The sequence below is a fragment of the Sedimentibacter sp. LTW-03 genome (assembly GCF_052059825.1).
Taxonomy (GTDB): domain Bacteria; phylum Bacillota; class Clostridia; order Tissierellales; family Sedimentibacteraceae; genus Sedimentibacter.
In genome coordinates this window covers 2,883,209-2,902,702 of sequence record NZ_CP197180.1, presented here as the reverse complement: position 1 = coordinate 2,902,702, position 19,494 = coordinate 2,883,209, and the positions used below count along the sequence as shown (strand labels likewise).

13 protein-coding genes are annotated in these 19,494 nt (G+C 33.2%); all 13 read right to left on the bottom strand.

Annotation, left to right across the window (positions count from 1 at the left end; genetic code table 11):
* Window positions 1–21 precede the first annotated feature (21 nt).
* Window positions 22–342, bottom strand: a complete 321-nt coding sequence (locus tag ACS3UD_RS14175; protein WP_440977669.1) for a hypothetical protein — start codon at window positions 340–342, stop codon at window positions 22–24.
* A complete protein-coding gene (locus tag ACS3UD_RS14170; protein WP_440977668.1) occupies window positions 339–2,276 on the bottom strand; it encodes a VirD4-like conjugal transfer protein, CD1115 family in 1,938 nt (645 codons plus the stop codon). The genes ACS3UD_RS14175 and ACS3UD_RS14170 overlap by 4 nt, the downstream gene beginning before the upstream one ends.
* Window positions 2,277–3,098, bottom strand: coding sequence for a hypothetical protein (locus ACS3UD_RS14165; protein ID WP_440977667.1), 822 nt, complete (start codon window positions 3,096–3,098; stop codon window positions 2,277–2,279). It lies immediately after the preceding gene.
* Complete coding sequence (locus tag ACS3UD_RS14160) at window positions 3,098–4,150, bottom strand: hypothetical protein (protein ID WP_440977666.1); 1,053 nt, start codon at window positions 4,148–4,150, stop codon at window positions 3,098–3,100. Before ACS3UD_RS14160 ends, ACS3UD_RS14165 begins: the two co-directional genes overlap by 1 nt.
* A gap of 4 nt (window positions 4,151–4,154) precedes the next feature.
* Window positions 4,155–5,642: a relaxase/mobilization nuclease domain-containing protein gene (locus ACS3UD_RS14155; RefSeq protein ID WP_440977665.1), complete on the bottom strand. Its 1,488-nt coding sequence runs from the start codon at window positions 5,640–5,642 to the stop codon at window positions 4,155–4,157.
* A 4-nt stretch (window positions 5,643–5,646) separates the two neighbouring features.
* On the bottom strand, window positions 5,647–5,988 hold the full coding sequence (locus ACS3UD_RS14150; protein WP_440977664.1) for a plasmid mobilization protein: 342 nt from the start codon (window positions 5,986–5,988) through the stop codon (window positions 5,647–5,649).
* Between the two features lie 192 nt (window positions 5,989–6,180).
* Window positions 6,181–6,513, bottom strand: a complete 333-nt coding sequence (locus tag ACS3UD_RS14145; RefSeq protein WP_440977663.1) for a hypothetical protein — start codon at window positions 6,511–6,513, stop codon at window positions 6,181–6,183.
* A 63-nt stretch (window positions 6,514–6,576) separates the two neighbouring features.
* Complete coding sequence (locus ACS3UD_RS14140; RefSeq protein WP_440977662.1) at window positions 6,577–6,834, bottom strand: hypothetical protein; 258 nt, start codon at window positions 6,832–6,834, stop codon at window positions 6,577–6,579.
* A gap of 12 nt (window positions 6,835–6,846) precedes the next feature.
* Window positions 6,847–7,269: a prepilin peptidase gene (locus tag ACS3UD_RS14135; RefSeq protein ID WP_440977661.1), complete on the bottom strand. Its 423-nt coding sequence runs from the start codon at window positions 7,267–7,269 to the stop codon at window positions 6,847–6,849.
* On the bottom strand, window positions 7,270–7,518 hold the full coding sequence (locus tag ACS3UD_RS14130) for a hypothetical protein (protein WP_440977660.1): 249 nt from the start codon (window positions 7,516–7,518) through the stop codon (window positions 7,270–7,272).
* A gap of 345 nt (window positions 7,519–7,863) precedes the next feature.
* Window positions 7,864–10,071, bottom strand: a complete 2,208-nt coding sequence (locus ACS3UD_RS14125; protein WP_440977659.1) for a DEAD/DEAH box helicase — start codon at window positions 10,069–10,071, stop codon at window positions 7,864–7,866.
* Complete coding sequence (locus ACS3UD_RS14120; RefSeq protein ID WP_440977658.1) at window positions 10,068–11,861, bottom strand: site-specific DNA-methyltransferase; 1,794 nt, start codon at window positions 11,859–11,861, stop codon at window positions 10,068–10,070. The genes ACS3UD_RS14125 and ACS3UD_RS14120 overlap by 4 nt, the downstream gene beginning before the upstream one ends.
* Window positions 11,862–12,546: 685 nt before the next feature.
* Entirely contained in the window at window positions 12,547–19,446 is a 6,900-nt protein-coding gene (locus ACS3UD_RS14115) for an S-layer homology domain-containing protein (protein WP_440977657.1), read from the bottom strand.
* Between the last annotated feature and the right edge of the window lie 48 nt (window positions 19,447–19,494).

Below are 19,494 nucleotides of genomic sequence, written 5' to 3'. Positions count from 1 at the left end.
AAAAAAGCAGCACTGCTGCTTTTAGTAACCTATTATTGATTTTGCACCATATCCAATTGCCATTACCATAAGGCCAGAAATTAACTGTAATATTCCATTTCTTCGTTGAGTAGCATCTTCGTTTGAAACCGAAAGAGCTATCTGAACCGCTCCCCATACTGTAAGCACTATTCCTGCTCTTCCAATCCAGACAAGAATCCAATCCAATACATTATTAAACTCTGTCTCTCCTTTATTTTTGTCTTCATCGGCATACGCACTTATACAGGTTAAAGCAGCGGTCATGCCAAATAATATTCCTCTTCTTACCTTTTCCATTGCATTATTAAATTTATTAATCATTTTACTCCTCCGTCATTGTGTATTTTTTCACCTTCCATGCTTAAAAGTTCCTCTTCATAAAGGTTTAAAATTTTAATATTATTAACAGGCGGCTCAGGCTGTTCATCAGACAATGATTTATATAGTCTTTCTACTTGATCAATATCAAGGTTAAAATTATCCATGCTGTATCTCTCCATAATTTTCTCCCTTTCACCTTCTGCCTGCTGTTCATGGCAAAACTTCTTTGCATCACGATAGTCAAAATAGTTATCATCACTGCTGTCATAAAGAAACTTGTACCTGGGATGTTGTTCAAGAGTATATTTTTTAGAATAAAAAGGAAATATTCCCCTTATCATAAGAATACAATCGCTGTCAGGCATCCTTCCTATTTCATCCGGTGTCATTAACTCACGGCCATGAATCCCGTAATTATATGACGAACTTCCCTGCCTTCCTTTATTGCGGTTTATATTCCTTGTGTCAATTGTCTCTTTTCCAAGCTGCTTGCTTACATATTCCAAAGTGCTTTGCTCTTTACTTCCCAGGAACAAAAAGGAATCGCAGTTTCCTACAATAGTTTTCCAGCTATCCTTATACATAGTTTCAAGCTGTGCCATGTTCTGAAGTATAATTGAACAGCTTATTTCCCTGCTTCTCATTGTGGCAATAAGCTTGTCAAACTCAGGTATGTAACCTATATTTGCAAATTCATCAAGTATACATCTTACATGGTTCTTTAGCCTGCCCTTATTTTTAAAATCCGCTGTATAATACAGGCTGTCAAACAGCTGCGAATACATCATTGCAGCCAGAAAATTAAATGTAGTATCCGAATCGGAGATAACAACAAACAAAGCTGTTTTCTCATCACCTATCTTGTCAAGCTGCAGCTCATCTTTTGATGTAAGATTAGAAACAGCATCAATATTAAATGGCGACAATCTTACACCTACTGATATAAGTATTGACTTGGCTGTTTTTCCTGCACCCTGTTTAAATATTGTATATTGGCGTATTGCAATATGATTTGGATTTCTATCCTTAAGTTCATTAAAAAGAATATCCAAATCACTTATGTATGCTTCATCATCCTCCTTTACATCTGCACATCTGAGCATCCACATTACAGTGCTGAAATTCTGTTCGGAATATCTCACCTCATACCATATAAAAAAGAAAATAGCTTGTAGCAGTGCTATTTCAGATTTTTCCCAGAAAGGATCTGTCCCTCCCGTATAACCCTTGGGATTAGTGTTTTTTATAAGAGTATTTACAACCTTCATTACATCGCTTTCTTTTCTTATATAAGGAAACGGATTATAGCAGCTGCTATAATCCATCTCTATAAGGTTAAACACTTTTAACTTGTATCCTGCTTCTATAAGAGATCTGCCTGAATCTCTGAGAAGTTCTCCCTTTGGATCTGTTATTACAAAACTTGTATTGGCCTGTAATAAATTTGGCTTTGCAAATCCTCTTGTTTTTCCTGTACCTGCACCGCCTGTTATCAAAACATTCAGATTCTTTCTCGTCATTCTAGTGTCTATACTAAGCATTTCAGTCTGAGTAAGAATAATATTTTTACTTTCACGCTTATCCTTGAGCTTTTCTATCTCATTTTTTTCCGCCCACCTTGCAGTACCATGCTCCTTACCAAACATATACTTTTTATGTAAATCCAATAGAATCAATGCGACAACAGCCCAATAAAAAACAGATGAAAACATCCAAAGCTTCATCTGTTCATATTCCGGAATAAAAATGGCAGCTGATTTTATGTGTTGGGCTACATCCTTATCCAGATTTTTAATATTATCAATCAGGTTGTCGTAACCGCTTAAAACCGCTCCAATGTGAATAACGCAATAGCTAAACAAAATATACAATACAGTAAACAAAATAACATTCTGCCGTATCTTTCTCTTCCTTTTTTCCTGCTCCGTAAGCAATTACCTTTCTCTCCTTTCTTTAAGCTTGCTTTTTTGCTTTTTTTGCTGCTTCGGCATATTTTTTCTGACCTCCTTTATTTGCTGTTCCATCTGCTCCACCGTTTTTTTCCCATCATCCTTGCTGTAAGATTTCTTAAGTTTTTCTATTTCCTCTTCATCTTTAACAAGATCCGGATTCTTAAACTTTCCGGCACTGGCAATCAGCTCAGTTTTAACATCATCCCTGCCTTTTACCGTCTTAGCCTTACCGTCTAAGGTTATCTCCGCTTCAATAGTCTTTTCTTTTAAATCTTCCGTTATTTTTATATTATTATTGGGATTGCTTTTATCAACAACATATACCTTGTCTATTCCTTTAGCATCAACCTGAATGTAATTATCAGGGTTATCTTTATCAACAATGTAGGTTCTGTCAGCCCCTACCTTGTACTCATTAATTAGCTTGTCGACATCATTGATTTCTTTTGCCTTACCCTGCTTTATAATATCAAGAAGCTTATTAACAAGCTGAGCTTCCCTCTCAAGATATGCTATTGTATGCATATCCTCTCCTTTTTGGAAAAAAGCAAATGTAATACCTGAGCCCTTTGCCATGGAAGCAAAAGCCTCAGCGTCCTTTGCATTTAAATCCATGGTTATTATGCTTTCTCCGCTTTCAAGCATCCTTTTCATATTTATTTCGCCGGGATTAAGATTTTTCTTTTTGCTGAGATAATTAGACAATAAAAACTTAAGCAGCTCTACACCGCCTTTAAGGCCTTCCTTTCCCACTTCTGCACTGAATGCCATTAAAATGCTGGCTGTATCTCCTCCTGTATTCATTATCTTGCTTCCTCCTTATCGCCCTTTAATTTATTTTGTGTCTCATTTTTATTAGCCAGTGTTTCATTATTTCTATGATTTTTAATCGTCTCTTCAAGCTGACTTCGTGTCTTCTTTTCCGGAGCAGCAATTTCTATGTCTGATTGCTTGTCCGCAAATACGGTATATATATTGTCTTTCTTGAAAGCAATATAATCATATTTATCCTTATTCTTACCCTGAAACTGTTTAAGCTGCTCTTCAGTTATATTTTCATATTTGCGAGAATTGTCCTTAATATTATCCCAATCAACATTACCTTCCACTTCCTGTAAAACTTTAATATCATTTTTACTCAACAAACTTTTAACCTGCTCTACATCTCCCGGCTTTATAACAAGGTTAATGCCTGCCTTGTCTTCTCTGGTTTCAGCGGCAGTTTTTGTAAACATTATTATATTTTCTTTTTCCAGATCAGCCTTAATTGAGTTGTAGTCTGTTTCGGATATTCTGATATATACATTTGCCCTGTCTTCAGTTTCATTAATATCATCTTTTGGTATAGCCTTATTGGTAGAAGATTTAGTTTCAGTCTTTTCCTCTCGGGAAGCTTTTGTTTTTTCCATCTTTATTTTATAGTCTTCCTGAAGCTTATTAAGCTCTTCTTCCGAATGAACAACAACTACATTCTTGAAGCCCTTAACCGCTTCCTTAATCTTTTCTATCTGAGCATCCTTGTCCATATATTTATCACCGGCTTTGGGATCATTTACATATTCCATGCTGATACCGCTGATTTTTACTGTCAAAACCATACTAATTATTTCTTTTTCAGAAATCTCCTGAATTATCCTGCTTATTTCATCCTTTGCTTTCGATTTTGTATTCCCTGATTTGGCTTTTCTTTTTTTCTTTGGTTTGGAATTATCAATTTCCTTAGCTTTTTCATCAAGCTTAATTTTAACAAAATCTCCATTGCCATTATCAAACAACCCAAATATTTGACTGTAAACGGCAGCTTCCGCTTCATCAATATTTTTTAACATTTTATCTTCAGCATTTTTTTCACTCATAATTTTATCTCTCCTTTTCTGATTTACTATCCGAATCTTTTTCTAAGCTAACTTCCCTACATATTTGTTTTCTGTTTTCATGATCCAAGTAACTGTTTAGCTTGTTTATGCCATATAGTTCCTGATATATATTTTCCTTTTCCTCCTGTACCGCCTCCATTCTAATAATTATATTTTCATGTTTTGCTTTAAAGGATTTAAATTCTGATTCTTTTAGGCCAAATTTCAGTAGTCTTTCTTTACAACTTTCATACTTGCTGATCTCATATTCATGTTTTTTTCTGTATGCTGATTTTAAAATAGAATTATTATATTCATGATAATATTTTTCATATTTCTGATATAATTCTATTTCCGTCATAACCGCAGCAGATTTAACGTGCAAGTCATTCAACTTTGACAAAATTAAATCTTCAGCTGAAATTCTGTCTTCTAATTCTTGTATTGTATTTTTTACATCACCCCTTGTTTTTATATTGTATTTATCTAAAAGATTTAAGCTTGATGTCAAATCTCTGATACCTGCAATAATTTTTTTCTGTGCATATGTGTACTTGACAGAGCTGATATTTTTTTCGTAATTATTTTGGTTATTTCTAAAAATAGATCTGAATAACAAAATAATAAGTCTGACATTCGTATTAACGTACTCAGACTTATAAATAAGTTTCCCAACATGATACTCAAAAGTTCTTTGACTAATTTTATATCTTCTGAAGCTTTTTGTATTCAGGCGGCTAATATTAAATTCCTTATACTTTATTCTTTCTTTGATAGCTTCTTCTGAATAATCTTCTCCCAGAGTTTTTCCTCTAACGGCTTTCTTCATTCCTGATTTTTTGAAGGTCATATATTTTACATTGCTTCCGTGCTTAATATAGTAGCCTTCCGATTTCATTTTTTGAATAAATTCTTCAAAGCTCCCTGAAGAAGAAATAATAAAATCTATATCTTCACGTACAATATCTTTCCATGAAGTATTATTTTTACTTTCAAGCCATTCCTTATATGAACAATATTTAACTTTTCCTTTTCTTTCAATAATGCTGAGACCATGTTCCAGACAAACAAGATCGGAATATCTCCTTATGTCTTCTCTTTCATTTACACAGCTGTTATATTTTTTACCGTTAAGTCCAACCGAATTAATTACAATATGATTATGAATATGATCCCTGTCGGTATGTGTGCTAAGTATGTACTGAAAATTATCGTCAAGAAATTTTGCAGTCCATTCCTTTCCTATTTGATGAGCTTCCTCTTCTGATACTTCTCCTTTTTTAAAGCTCTGAATAAAATGAAACCCTTGTATTCCATCCTCTTTTTCATGAACCTTTTTAAGAGTCCTCATTTCCTTTATTGCAACTTTTTCATTCTGACTACACTTATTTGAACTGATTAAAATTTTTTCATTTGTTTTATCCGGATTTACTATGTACTTTAGAGCTTTATACAATGTTGCTTTGATTGTCAGCCTTTTTACATATGCCATACTCTTATTCTCCACTTTCAAGAACATCACTATATATATTCATTAACACATTATTTATATTTTCAAGGGATGAATAAAGATAGCTTATTTCAGCTTCGCTTATTCTTCCTCCCTGATTCAATTTTTTTGCAATTTGATTTATGTTGTTACCGATTCTGCTAATCTGCGCAGACAACTCAAATACGCTTTCGAAGTCATAAATAATAATTTCTTTTTTTATTGCAGCATTTATAAAATATCTGTTTATGTTCATATGTGATGCTTTCACTTTTTCCATTATTATTTTATGTTCGTCATCTGTGGTTCTAATAAAAAACACATTCTTTCTTTTTCTGTTTTTTGCCAATTTATCACCACCAGTTTAATTCAATTTTAATTTCTGCTTCCGCAGGGGTATTAGGGGCATCCCCTAAAAAACCGGAAATGGATAGCCATTTCCACTGCTTGCTATTCTTAAAACGGAGTTTTAAGAATTGATGCTTTCTGAAAGAAAAAAAGAAAGACGTCCTCGCCTTTCAGTTCCTAATTTCATATTAATTTACCTTTCATATCCCCGGTTTTTATTTCTAATTTTTCTTAGCTGTTCCTTCAGCTCAATGTTTTCCTCTCTTAACTCTTCATTTAGTTCCTTAATCTGCTCATTGCTCTTCTCAAGCCTATCTATAATTAGTGACTGTCTTTGCCAGTCATCAATGAATAACTGTAATTTGCTTACATTTTCATTTAATTCTCTTTGCTTGTCCGTCATTTTTTCAAAAGCCTGATTTTTCTCCGATTTGTCCTGATTAAGAATACTAATAATGTCAGACTGCTTTTCTTTAATATTGTTCTGAATTATTTTCAACTCAACATGTTCTTTTGATAGCTCCAAATTTTCTTTAGACAGTTTTTCTTTAGAGCAATCTGCCTTATCATCATGCTTCCCGGAGAAAAATTAAACACTTATTTTTCTTTCAGAAAGCATTATTTTACATGCTTTAATCTCAATCAGCTTTCGATTTAATAAATAATCAATTTTTGAAATGCAAATCTTATTGTCACAAACATTCTTATCAATAATTTGAAATAAAAATATAAAGTCAGCTTGAAAAACAAGTTTGCATATATATGACCTGCATCTTATCGAATCTTTTACTATGTACTTGACTCCTTCATCCAAATGAAATTCTTTTATATCTTCTACGTAAAACATATTTTTCTCCTCTTAGGATATATAAAGATTTTTAACTATAACAAATAAAACTCCGGCACATATATACGGTCCCAAAGCTATATTATTATTTCTTTTCAGTCCAGCCATTATAGAAATAATAGCTGCCAGTGTAAATGTTACAGTTATTACTTCTAAAATTCCCAGACCGAATATAAGGCCCAATCCCGTAAAAAGTTTTATATCACCTCCTCCGATGCCACCATTAGTAATGATGGCAAGAAATAAAAAAACTGCAAAAGTAATTGCTGCTGAAGCAATGTATATTTTACAGTTTTTGTAGTTCAATATTAAATTAAAAATTCCCAACAAGCCAACAATTAAGTTCAATCTGTCAGGAATTATTTTTTGTTTGTAGTCTATATATGCTATTTTTATTAGCAATAGAATTGTTGATATGTATATTATGTTTTGCAATTATTCAACTCCTTCCATTAGCAAATCTTTCAATTCATCATTTGTGATTCGATATTTATCACTTACATTTTTTAATATGTCTTTGTAAGAAAAATCTAATTCCTCTAAAACTTGTGCTCTTTCTAATATTCTTACATTTAATATATCTGATTCAAGTTTGCTTTGGATAATTTCCAGTCTTGCATTTATTGAAACAACCGATATAGCAATAATTATTACCACTATAATTGTAAACATTCTATCTATCATATACCCTCCAAATAAAAAACCTGACTCACTTGCCAGGTTTTATTTTTAAACTTAACTTTCTTTTTTAGTTATTGTATAATTTATAATAGCATCTTTATGGATCGGCTATAATAAACAAAAATCATGACCATGCCAGAATCAAAAAACAGAAAACAACGTCGTACTTTTACTACAGAATTTAAAAACCAAATAGTACTGTTATATCAAAACAGTAAAATAAAATGCGATATAATTAGTGAATGTGATTAATCTATCATTATCAATTACCCTTATGCAAAACCTACGCTAATTCATATTTAAACTATTAATACTTACAACTGAAATATTTATTTAATAGTAGCATTTCTAAAACTTATCGGCTAACTTCACCCAATTGATATCATCCATATTTTCTGAGTATTTAGTATTATTGATATAAAGCCTATCATTCTTATCCCTTACAAAACCCCAGTTAATACTATTTCTCTCTGCATAGTCTTTAAAAGCTATGAACTTATTTGCAATCTGCTTATCTATGTTCTTACTTTTACCCTTAAGTTCTCCCCCTTTGGTTTCTATTATCCATATATTGCCATTCTTTTTCTTTATAATATAGTCCGGATAGAAAAGATACTCCTTGCTTATATTTGTTCCATAAACAATTGATAAATATTGTTGACCTGTATCCCCATTTTTATAAACCCAATCAATGTCATCATTATTTTCACAGTAATATTCAAAAAGCCTCTCTGATTTTGATCTGATACCTTCCACAACCATCGAAGTATCATACTCTTTGTATGCATTAGATAATAACTCTTCTACGTTTCTTTCATAGGGCAAATATCGATAAAAATCTTCCATTGGCAATTTAAATGTCTCTTCTTTTTTTACAAGAAATTGCATTTGTTTTTCATTTGGCTTAGATGCTAATTCTGTAAAATCGTTTCTAATTTGGTATGCATTATTAATCATAAAGGCATACCACTCCCTATTACTTAACCTCAAGAGTTTTTTTCTGCTATTAATCTTAGCATGGAACAAGTGTTGCAATATCGCCCTTGTTTTATTTGATGGCAAACCTATCGTTTTCTTTATCATGTCCACAGAATGCAGGCAATCTATACCATGATCATGAGTACTAACTTGATAACTAATAGTATGATATTCTCCTATGCTATTTTTTGCTAAATCCGCTAACTTTTGAAATTTCCCTGCCCTATACTTATTAAAAACCTCTGTACCAATTACAAACCCGTTATTTATAAATATATCCTTGTTCTTTTCTTTATCTTTAGACAATTTATACTTGTCTATAAAAAAATTATAGGCTTTGTCAAGGACTTCTTTTTCATTTACATACTCATAGTCCCGATTTCTGACTTCTTTTGGTAATGAAAAAGTCTTACACTTATCCTTGAGGAACAATCTCCTAACCTCATAGGCATTTCCGGAACTCAATACGGTTTCTTTATACCTTTCATCAAACGTATAAAGATAACAGAAATCCAATATATCTATTCCGTAATGCTTTGCCCTTGGCATTCTTCGCAACCTGCCTAACGTCTGTATTTCAAAGTTTTCAGACATACTTTCTCTTAACTTTACCAATACCTTTGCCCTAGGACAATCCCACCCAGTGGCAATCGCTTGTTTCATTAATAAAAATATAGGTGCAGCATTATCTTCTGTTATTTCAGTTATGTTTATTTTAGAATTATCAAGCCATTTTGCTACCATTCGATTATCATAATTATATCCCATATATGCAAGATTATTTTCAACATTTCTTATCAAACGATCACTAGTATTAGGAAATTGCACTATAATCAACGGCCTTATATCTTCCTTTTTGTCAGCGTATGCCTTTGCAATTTCCTTTCTTTTTTTATCAGCCATTTCAATCAGGAAAGCAGACTCTTTGTCCAAACTTTCCATAGCTGTAACGTCTATTCCTTCATTAATATATAAAGCTCTTGTTATTAGCCCGGAATTAATAACCTCTACCTCTGGTATCTCATAAAATTCGGCTGTTGGAATTTTTCTTGTAGTAGCTGATACCCTTATTTCCTTTTCATGATCAAGTGCATCAAGTATATCATTAGCCTTTGCAGTATCATTTAGATGTTCTTCATCTACGATAACTATGAACTTTCTATTTTGTCTATGAGCTTCTGCAATACGATTAAATAAGTTTTTTCTTTCGGTGTCCTTTAAGGCGTTATTCTTTTTATTAGTAATCATTTCCCAGTTTATGAAATATGTATATCCCGGCTGAAATCCTTGAAGCAAAACATCTAGTATATTTCCAGTTTTAGCATTAGGAATATACTCTTCCATTTTATTCATTGACTGAACTTCTAAATCTCCCTTACCAGGGGTAAACCAGCAAAATATCATTTCAGAGTCTGCATTAACAAGAAACTGTTCAATGAAGGCAACCAAAACAATTGTTTTTCCACTTCCGGTACAACTCTTAACTATTATTTTTTTCTTTGAATTTGAATCCGTAGTTTTCTCTGTTAAATAACTTACCGTATCTTCTTGAAATTCAAATAAATTAATATCTATCATATCTCACCAACCTCCCTTAATTCATCTGCAAAGTAGTAATCAGGTATATATACTATAGTTAAGTTTAACTTATCTATAATACTTTGTTGATCTCTGGATACAAGAATATATGAAGGAATATATATAAATGCACCATCCTTTATCTTACCTGCAAACAACTTTTCCATCTCATCTTCTGTCAGAACAATTATGTTATTCTCACTATCAACTTCTATCATATGTTCTAACTCAACCATTTCTTTTATATACAAGAGTAATCTATCTGAAACAATTTCTTCATCTTCCGGAAATTTTGGTATAAAGTCAGTTTTAAAATATTTCAAATTGTGCGGCAACTCATCTTGAATATTACACAAACGCTGATAAGTTACTTCCTCGCATATATTATTTTCATTATTTGTACATAATATATATTTACGATTCCCGCCATCATCTTTGTTCAACTTAATTATAGCATGTCCTGTAGTACCAGAACCTGCAAAAAAGTCTAATACAGTTATATCCTTACTTGGATACAATGAAATGACTTGTTCTAATAAAGATAAGGGTTTTTTACCATTAGGAAATTGTACTTTACCCTCTTTAGTCAAATTTTTTGTACCTGCTACATGATTCCAATAAGTCCCATTTAATTCCTTTTTATATATAGCCCCTTCTTTTTTCTCTACAACATCGTCTAACCATGCTAATAAATTAAACTTATCCCCTTTATAGAATTGTTCATATAACTTACCTTTGTTTTTACCTGAAACAGGAACATATACAATAGAATAAAAATCACCTTCCGAACCAATCTCCTTAACTTTTTCCATCACTCGAGGCCTTATTGAACTTTGTGGCATAGTTGTCCTAAATATTTTCTTGTAATATTTATAATATGCTTCTTGTTCAGTAATTCCATCTTTTTCTGCAATCTTTTTTACAGATATAAACTGTGGGTTTTTCCTTGAATATATTTTAATCTCTCCGCCTGAGCCATCAACTGTAGAACCTATGTATACTTTTTGACCTGCATCCACCAAAACACTTGTGTATTTCCAACTTCTATCCTCTTCTCTCATTTGCTCTATTAGCGAATACAATTCTATGTAATTATAACTATTATTAAATAGTGGTAAAAAAGAGTAGTCCTTCGCATAGATTACTAAATATTCAAGATTTTTCTTAAATTTTTTATCTTCTCCACCGCCACTCGCACCAGCAATATTCTTCATATTAACAGAAATAATATTAATAAAATTCGACTCACCGAATATCTCATCACACAAAATTTTTAAATTACATAACTCATCATCTCCTATAGAAATAAATACTACTCCCTCATCGCTTAATAACCTTCTTGCTATTAATAGCCTTTCACTCATGAATGATAACCACTTTGAATGTTTGAACCCGTCATCTTTTTCTACATAATCATCGTCATAAAAAAAGTCCTTATTTCCTGTATTATATGGTGGATCTATGTACAAGAGATCTATACTATTTTTATGTGTCTTTTCTAACAACTTTAGTGAATGAAGATTATCTCCTTCCAATAAAAAATTAAAATCATTATTGCCTACTGCTTTTATTTTTTTACATTCAATTTCCCTAAATACAGGAATATTATGAGTCATTTCTTCGTCAACTCGTTCTGCATGCTCTTCCCACACTAATCCGTATCTTTTTTCTGTGATAAAAGATTCTATTTCATTTAGAGCAATCACTGAAGCATCATCTGTATGCTCCTCTCTTAATTTTTCAATAAAACTAATCATTTCATTTCGCTTTTTTTTAGATAAGTTACTCACATTTTCCTCCTATTATCAAAAAAATTCTCTCGTTACACACTTTAGCTGTCCAATATACCTTTCTAAAATTCAAATCTTTCATACACATCAATATATTAATAGCCAATCCAGTCTTTCAATACTTTTTCTAATAAAGCCATCCCTTCTAAAAATATTTATTTCTTCTATCCAGTAACGCTTTATTGTTCTAATTTTACATCCGTTATCGTTCATAACAACTATATTTTCTTTATCACTTTTTATCTGCTCATTAATATATATTTTTTCCGTATAATTATATTTATAATAATGGTTTGTCCTAATTATAAATTCTATTCTATCAGTATAAAATATCAAATTTGTTTTATTTTAATTGGATATTTTAAAAATTTAAATTGAATAGAAAAAAATGCATATTGAACACATATAATATAGCTTATCAACACAAATTTATTTTTTTATCTGAATTATACTTACCTATAACTGTATTTGCATTAAGAATAAAAAAGAAATCTATTATTTTGAAAAAACCAAATATTATTGTACCAAATAATAGTACGTTTGTTAATGTCTCACTACCGATAACTTGGCTTTCAAAATTAAATAAATTTATTGTATTCACAAAGCCTCCATTAATTTGCACATAACTATTCTAACAAATAATTGTCTATATGTAAACAAATGGGTATAGCACTAATTAAACCTTCTAATTTGTTAAATTAACTCTGCCATCCTGGAAGGCTGAACCTTTTATAATTAAGCTCCTGCCATTCCAGCTTTCTTTATCATTGTAGTCATAAACAATTGAGCCTTTCTTCCCCCACAAAAAAATTTTAATAATATTATCTTCATGCTCTCTTGCGTTGGTATAAAACTTTCCTTCCCATGTTTCCGTTCCTGCACTAGAAGAAACTTTTGTAAGATTTACCGTTTCCTTTAAAATGTTTTCTAAATAAATATTAGCAGCTACGGAATCCGGACTTCCCTTTGAATCAATCTGGAATGTCACATAATACCCCGTTTTGTAGGGAATCATTTTACTAATCAGCATATCTTTAGTGTAAGGGAATGTAATATATGGATGATTTACTATGTTGGTTATCCTGAAGTCAATCAGCTTCAATGCTATTATATTTATCGGAACTGATGTTGTAGCTTCTCTTGTTACATTTCCTTTTCCTCCGTAATTTGTTTGTGCCTTAAAGTTTATATTATACTTTCCGCTTTCAATTATTGTGTCCGGAATTGTAATATTTCCTTCCCAGTAAACTGTTTCTCCGGACGTGGAACTCTTAATTAAATTCACAGTTGCGGAATCAAGTGTTGCTGCAACACCTGTTACTTCCCTGTTTGTTGTTGCTTTTACCTTAATGGTATCACCGACAAGAATTTCAGAATTTTCACTTTCAAAATCTCCCGCTATGCTTATATCCGGAATTATATAAAAATTCTTTGTTACATATACTGACAACTGTGAATTTATTCCGTAAGGAGGTATAGGAGGATTATCTGTTACCTTAAGAGTAATTTTATAAGCTCCCCAGTCAAGTCCCTGATTTTTAAAGCTGTTAGCAAAAGGTTGCTTTGAAGCATAGTGTACTACAGATGAAGGATTTCCGTTTATTCCGCTTATATCAGAAGCCTTGTAATTTTCAAATGTCCATTCATATGTAAAGCCTAAATTATCAGTATTTGTATCGCTTGCTGAAACATTGAATTTAGTCATCTCTTCATGGAAAAATCCTGAAGAAGGTCTGTATTTATATATCCTATCTCCAACTATTTTCGGGAATGTCCATACAGGACTTTCACCGCTAACCAGATTGAAGTCAGCTGAAGGAACATGGTTTACCGGTGCAACCTTAAAGTTCTGGGTATATATCTCTGATGTAGCTAACGGATCTCCCCATGAACCTGAAGTATCATTAACCTGCAGTGTGATTCTGAAATCTCCTATCCCAGAATTTTTAATTTTGTTATTTATTGAAGTCTGTGAATTGGCCGCTGTATATGTTCCAAGTAAAGCACCTTCTTTATATAGTTTCCACTCCCATTTATCTATATCATCGCCGTTTGGATCATACGATGTATCTGTTATACCCAAAGTTGCTCCTTGAGCAATAAGACTGTGAGACAAAACGAATTGAGCAATTGGCGGCATTGCTTTACTTGTTATTAAAACGACCGTATCATCGGACCAAGCACCTAACTTATTTTCCCCGTCCATATCTCTTACCCTTAGTTTTACTAAGTAATCTTTCGTACTCACTCCGCCTGTAAGTATCCCTGGTGTCCAACTTGCATCGCCAACTTTTTTCCAATACCATTCCCATGCGACAAGCCCTTTATCACCTCTATTCATGTGATCTAGGTCATAAGAAGTATCCATAAAGCTTATATTAAAACCGGAAGTATCAACTGATGTATATCCAACTTTAAAAAAACTATCTCCTGGGTTTCCCCTTGCAGAATCACTAGAATCTCTCATTCTAAAGTATGCTCTTACTTGCGTGTAACCTTGTCCTGCAACATTTATTGTGTCTTGAATTGGATCGGATGTCCGAGACTTACTATCATAATTTTTTAGTTCTGTCCAAGTTCCATTTTTATAACCTTCTATATAAAGTTCTCCCTCATTATACCAATAATCATCATCAGCCCGTGGTGTTTTAAATTCTATTGATACTATAGTTGATCCTGATGGAGCTGTATACGATGGCGTCCATTGTGCATATGTATCCCCCTCACCAGAAAAATCTATCTCACTTTCTGTATGATATGCAGTAGTTACAGCTTTAATAGGTGTTATAGTCGGTGAAAACTGTGCTATTGGCTTTCTATGCACATATATATTTAATGCTCCATTTTTCATTGTGGAAGTCTTTTTATATTCATCAAACCTTGTTTCTGTTCCTACAGGATTATCCTTAGTTTGAACTTCAGTAGTAAATAACCCAACCTTATCAAATGAAGTTTTTGGAGCAGATAACCATAATCCGCTATAACTAGCAATGCCTAAGTCGTTTGTAAAGTAATCATAGTCATGAACATATCTCCAATTTTCACTACTGTTTTGAGGGTCGTCCTCATAATCTTCGTAGAAAGTTTTATAATTTACTTCTTCATTAAGAAGTATATACCTCGTCATTGGTCTAGCTTGATTCCTAACTACATTCAATATCCATACCGCTAAATTCTGTAGAGCTTTATCCATGTTAGGACTGTTGTTATAAATAAAAGTCCCTTTATTATCATTATCCTTTATGAAATTCTCAGTCTGTGATTTGTTTGTACTCGTTCCAAACTCTGCGAAGTACAGTTCATCATTTAGCATTCTAGATAATACTACAGAATACTTGTCAGATGTTTTTTCTAATTCAGGTAAATTTACATCAGAAATATTTATTACAAATTTTGTAGAGTCACTTCTCCATGTTGGTTCTTTCAATACTTCATCTAATGTTTTAACTGATCCAGAAGTAACGGTTAAATTTCTAAACCTTCCTTCCGGCTGCGAATTTGTAAAAAATCCGAAACTGCCTTTAATTTCACTTGTATGAGTATAATCTATAACTTGAACATTATCCCACCATATTTTAATGTTTTTTCCTTTCACGACAGCTTTTAAACTATGCCAACTATTTCTAACATAACTTACATCTGCTGTTGGTCGTGAAACACCTTTAATTTTACTACCATTATATTGATATAGCCCAGAAGGATGCCCATGAACCTTAGTAGTATAACTATCTCCTTTCCACACTAATCCCTGCTGAGAAATCAAGAATGCTAAATGCCCTGTAGGTGTACCATCAATGCCGAATGAAACTCCGATATCATCGTTATCGCCTCCAGATGTTCCAAGCTCTACTTCAAATGTATAGTTACTACTATCGAATGTCGGATCATAAAATCCTGACCAATATGAATTATCATCCCTGCTTATAATCCCTTTGCTTGAGTTATAGCTCCATGTATTAGAATTTGTACCATAACGAGTCCAGTTGTTAAACACAGCAGCTGCATCTGCGTCATTCGATGATATTGTACTTGTTTCAATTGTTTCAATTTCAGTATCAATATAATCCGCATTATTAGCCTCTAAGTAAGCCTTAACATAGTTATTTATTTTGGCGCTAAGCTCGTTAATCTTGGAACTCTCTACTTGCCCTACCGTAAATACTATATCAACTTTATTTGATGGCGTAACAGAAAAATCAATCGTAGGCGCCATGTTGTCTATCTCTATAGTTTTTGTTACAATACTATATCTTATATCAGAGCTAGATATAAATTGGCTTATCGTGTCTTGTCCATAAGTATCTTTAACATATAGTTGGAATTGATACTTTCCGACATGAGAAGCCTTAACTGTAGCTTTCTTGTTTGTAAAATCAATCGATAAAGGACTCTTCCATGTTTCATCATTAAAATTTCCGTCATTGTCTGAATCAAATCTATATTTTAAAGTGTGCAACGCTTGTGTTATAACATCATGGTCATCAGAAACTGAAGATATGTTATATGTCACTAATTCAGCTCTTTTACTATCGTCTACATCACGATAGGTTTTTTCTATTACATCAAAAGATATGATAGGAGCTGTATCTTCTGCAACAGTTATTATTTGTTCGGCCATAGGCGATTTTTTACCGTAAGAATTTGTTACTTGATATCTTACCATGTATTTACCTTTAAGTTTAAACAATAAATCTTCTTCAAATTCATTGTTAGATTTCTGATATTTTAACGTACTCACAATGTCATTCGGTAATGATCCAGTTCCGTTGGCAACTTTTATTACATCAGCATTTTGTCCGTCCAAAGGTACAATTTCCCAATAGTCCTTACTATGGTCTATGCTGTGCAACTCGGCACTATAGTAGTCGTTAGCATAACTGCTGTTTCCGTTCAGCTGGTACTTTCTATTTTCTTTTGTTTGGAAAACTTCACGGAAATGCATTGCATCCTTGATTATTGCTGTTGGAAGTGGATATACCCTTATATCTTCACTGTATGAATAGTTTTGTCCTATCTCGTCTGTAACCGTTGCGGTCAACGTATAATATCCGCTGTCCTTAAACCTTATAATGCCGCCATTATTATTTAAAGCATTATCCGTCCTTGCAGAAATATCATCATCATTCATGACGGACGTATCTGTTTCATCAGCTCTCTTTATCGTCCATGCAACATCCAGGGTGCTGATTTCTTCATCCTTCAGCAATGTAGAAATATTGAGCGTATCATCTGTATATGCCCACTCTGGAAGGTCAAAAGAAATATCCGGAATCCAGTTAACATGAAATGTTTGGCTTGACAAGTGTTTTCTCCTGTCTGCGACCGTAACAAACTTTTCAATAGTAGGTTGTCCAAACTCCTCAGTAACCTCTAAATCAGCCTTAAATGCTCCGCTGACTCCCTGCTGGAAGAATACTTCAGTGGCTGTATCTCCCACGTCGTATGTCCCATATACCGCCTCGTCAGAAAAGTCTCCGTCCTCATCTATATCACGATATATAACGTATTTATATTTTGAAATAATATCATCATCTATCGACCGTGCGTTTTGCCTGATATCAACTGTTGTCTTAAGCGGATTATCAGTAAAATTCGGTGTTGCTCCGCCTACGGTGAATTCAGATATTGGCTCCAAGTCCTCTGTAACAGTTATAATTTCTGTTATTTCACTTGCAGCGATATTAGGATGCAGAGGGTTGGCATCAGAGAAATTATTATGAACCTTTAGATATACTTCATATCGTCCGGTTTCCTTAAACACTATATTTTTTTCTTCAAGATTCGAAGTGTCCAGATCAATCTTAATGCTTGCAGGATTTTGTCCATCCAACGGCGTTATCTTCCATATATTCCTGCTTGTCTGTATTTGGTCTGTCCTGGGACTTAAACTATCCCTCATGTGCAAGGTTACTTTCCTGTTTTTCTTTATTGCACCTTCGGCCGTTATTCGTGCAACAGGCACGGGCGGTATTATCTTTATATATTTAGTTATACTATCGGTTAAATTAGTGTAGTCCTTTACACTCAACGAAACATCATACGTACCTTCTTTGCTAAAGGTTAAGCTTCCGCCGTTTTTACCGCTTAAATTTCCGGAAACGGCTGCCGGCGTTCCATCGTCTTTATTAATAGTCGGTTTAGTCCATGTCCATGTAACTATGTCATTGTTTGGATCGGTAGATTTATCTTTAATAGGTACACTTTCATTTGGATATCCGAACTCATACATATTAAAATCTGCTGTTGGTGGCTGTGGTTCAAAATTAACATATATCTTCTTGGAATAACTGTCCTCCTCTTGCCCGTAACCGCAGCCATTATCTATTACATGAATTTCAACAGTATAATAACCTTCTTCCGTGAATATAAGCTTGCCGCCATCTTCATTAAAGTTTACACTGCTAAAATATGATTGTGTATAATCCTGTTCTGTATCTCCTGAGTTTAAATCTGTATCTGAATAGAAAATTAATTCCTTTTTATCATTTTTAATTGTCCAGCTCACATGAGCCATATCATCTTCCGGGTCTGAAGATTGATTTGTCAAAGTCACCGGCAGCGTCACATAATTATTGTTTGAATGTGTAAAATATGCTTCCGGTGGTTCATTGATTACCTCAGCTTCAACATAATCATCTACGATGGCCATATCGGTTAAACCTGTTTCATCCTCGACCGTTACTGAAGCAGTGATTTTAACTCTATCACTTCTTATATCATCCGGAGAAACCTCAACATACGTGCCATAGGTATCTCTTGACCTATCCATATCGACAACTTTATTTCCATCAACCAAAATTTTATAATTGTAATTTTCAACAGGCAAATTTGAAGTTGAACCTGATGCGTCCAAGTCAACATCTAATTCCACAGAATTACCGTTCTCAAATTGCTTATAATTCCAAGTTACATAGTTAGGTAAATCCATTTCTAAATTTGCGTGTACTTCCGGCTCTAAACCTCCAGAGCCTTCTTCTTTAAGTCTGTAATCATCTTTTACCGTAAACAATATTTTTGCTAACTCTGCTCTGGTTATTGGTTTCCTTGGCATAAAACTTCCATCTTCATAACCATCAAGAACACCGTTTTCAGTAGCAAAATTTACATGCTTTTTATACTTAGGGTCTATTGCTCCGTCATCAGTAAATTTAGTTGGAACATTCATACCAGTCATGTCGGGATCATCTATTGAATTTATTACTAGCAAAACAGCTACCAATCTTGTTAGATTAGAAGAAACCGAATCATAATCACTTGGAGACAACACCCCCATTTGATCAAGCATTTCTAAATGCCCATCCCAATAGATAGGATACGTATCATCTCTGTCAAACCCGTTAAAATAATACTTGTCTAGCATTGTTGCGGCATCACCTACAGTGATATATTCATCCGGTCGAAAGTTACCGTTCTGGTCTCCAATTACAACACCTGCATAATATAAATCATTTACATATCTTTCCGCCCAATGACCAACCATGTCCGGAAAAGGACTTGCTGCATAGGCATTATAACTGGTCATAGTTGGGAAAAGCATAAATACTAGCAGTATTAAGGCTATTAATCTATCGAAGCTCTTCTTCAAGCAAATACCTCCTTTTCTTAAAAGAAGGCAGTATACTATATATAGCAC